The sequence below is a fragment of the Pseudomonas sp. NPDC089569 genome, assembly GCF_050280625.1.
Taxonomy (GTDB): Bacteria; Pseudomonadota; Gammaproteobacteria; order Pseudomonadales; family Pseudomonadaceae; genus Aquipseudomonas.
Map to the genome: position 1 here is coordinate 1 of NZ_JBNNVQ010000243.1, position 1,920 is coordinate 1,920.

Annotated in this window: 2 protein-coding genes; one reads left to right on the plus strand and one right to left on the minus strand. The window is 58.4% G+C overall.

From position 1 onward, the window contains the following. Positions 1 to 738 (minus strand): ABC transporter ATP-binding protein (locus tag ACQKP2_RS32695; RefSeq protein ID WP_427582364.1); only part of this gene is annotated, 738 nt, incomplete at its 3' end. A 555-nt stretch (positions 739 to 1,293) separates the two neighbouring features. Here ACQKP2_RS32695 and ACQKP2_RS32700 point away from each other — a divergent pair. Further along, on the plus strand, positions 1,294 to 1,920 hold a 627-nt coding region (locus tag ACQKP2_RS32700), incomplete at its 3' end, for an amino acid permease (protein ID WP_427582365.1).

The window sequence follows — 1,920 nt, forward strand, 5'->3', positions numbered from 1 at the left end:
ATGTCGTTCACAAATGATGCGCACGACACGATACCTGTAGGAGCGAGGCTTGCCCGCGAAGAGGAACACCACTTCACTGGAAACCTGACGGGCGAAGCCCATTTCATGGGTGACCAGCAGCATGGTGCGGCCTTCTTCGGCCAGTGCGCGGATGACATTAAGTACTTCCTGGACCATTTCGGGGTCAAGCGCGGAGGTCGGCTCGTCGAACAGGATGACCTTGGGCTGCATGGCCAGGGTGCGGGCGATGGCTGCGCGTTGTTGCTGGCCGCCGGACAGTTGCGCGGGGTAGGCGTGGCGCTTGTCGGCGATGCCGACCTTGGCCAGCAAGGCTTCGGCCACTTCGGTCGCTTCGGCCTTGCTCTGGCCGAGCACGCGGCGCGGGGCTTCGATGATGTTGTCGAGCACGGTCATGTGCGGCCACAGATTAAAGTTTTGAAACACAAAACCAATCTCGCTGCGCAGGCGATTGATCTGTTTGCCGTCGGCGGCAACCAGTTCACCGTTTTTCGCGGCCTTGAGTTTGAGTTCTTCGCCGGCCACCAGGATCTGGCCCTGGTGCGGGTTTTCCAGCAGGTTGATGCAACGCAGGAACGTGGACTTGCCGGAACCGGAAGAACCCAGGATCGAGATCACATCGCCGTCGCGGGCGGTCAGCGAGATACCCTTGAGCACCTCAAGCTGTCCGTAGCGTTTGTGCAGGTTGCGAATTTCAAGCGCGGGCGTGGCCTCAGCCATGTGCGTTGTTCCTCATATATGTTGCGCTCCTGCTGTTGGCGGCCTTCCAGGCGAGGCGGCCAAGCTAGCATAGCGTTTCAAGGGCAGCCAACAGCGCTGGGGGCGGTAAGCGGCCGGCATGTGGCAGGTTGTCGCATCGGCAAAGCAGACTGTCGCCCCATCAACAACCGAACAGCCGTTTGAACCGGAAACCGATGGGCTGTCGCGTAAAAAAGGGCGCGATGTTGCCAGCTTTGGCGGGGGGTGGGAAGCGCTAACCGGCCAAACGCTGCCGAACTGCACTTTTATTGTGCGCCGAGGAGTTTTTGGGGTGTGTTTCCGGTGCGCGATTTCGTCCGTAATGTGAGTCGCAGGGTAACGAAATGGCAAAGTGCCATTAATTTCAACGACTTGCGATGACTGTCCGGTCTGGTTGAGAACAGCGGATTAGAAGGTTCTGAAACATTTTGGCGCAATTATTGCGTGCAGATTCCGGAACGCCTCGTTTGTTTCTTTTTACAAGAAGGAATGGCAAACGGGTTGAGTGCATTCGCTTTCCTTACAAAGGTAGTTTCAATGAGCAGTACCCCAAGCTCTAATGGCCTCGAACAGGGGCTTAAACCGCGTCATGTGACCATGCTGTCGATTGCCGGTGTTATCGGCGCCGGCCTGTTCGTAGGCTCGGGTCATGCCATCGCCGCCGCAGGCCCTGCCGTACTGCTGGCCTATGCCGCTGCCGGCATGCTGGTGGTGTTGGTAATGCGCATGCTCGGTGAAATGGCTGTCGCTTCGCCAGACACTGGCTCCTTCTCGACTTATGCCGACCGTGCGATCGGTCACTGGGCCGGTTTCACCATCGGCTGGCTGTACTGGTGGTTCTGGGTGCTGGTAATCCCACTGGAGGCCAACGCCGCCGCGACCATCCTGCACGCCTGGTTCCCTGGTGTGGATATCTGGGCATTTGCCCTGGTCATCACCATGCTGCTGACCGTGACCAACCTGTTCAGCGTGAAGAACTACGGTGAGTTCGAATTCTGGTTCGCCCTGATCAAGGTCCTGGCGATCATCGGTTTCATCATTCTTGGTGTCATGGCGATCTTCGGCTTCCTGCCGAACAGCCAGGTCAGCGGTGTTTCGCACATCTTCGATACCCAAGGCTTCCTGCCGAACGGCATGGGCGCGGTACTGGGCGCGATCCTGACC